Raw genomic sequence first — 213 nt, forward strand, 5'->3', positions numbered from 1 at the left:
GAGCCGCTCATAGCGGGTGGCGGCGGGATCGCGCCCGATGAAGCTCAGCACCTCACTCATGCTGCCCTGCACACGAGGTGAAACCGGCACGCCCCGCCTGCGCGCGGCCACGAGACGGGACACAGCCCAGATCAGGATATCGGCATCCCATATGGTTGCCATCGGGCTATCATCGCGACCTGACACCTGCATGGTGACACGCCCCATGGCAAA

The 213-nt window shown here is 64.8% G+C and carries 1 protein-coding gene; it reads right to left on the reverse strand.

The window, feature by feature from the left end; genetic code table 11:
• Positions 1 to 207: replication initiator protein A (locus B7G66_RS16740; protein WP_275404489.1), on the reverse strand; the 207-nt coding region annotated here is incomplete at its 3' end.
• Between the last annotated feature and the right edge of the window lie 6 nt (positions 208 to 213).

Origin of the sequence: Novacetimonas hansenii JCM 7643 (assembly GCF_000964405.1) — a bacterium.
Classification (GTDB): Bacteria; Pseudomonadota; Alphaproteobacteria; order Acetobacterales; family Acetobacteraceae; genus Novacetimonas; species Novacetimonas hansenii.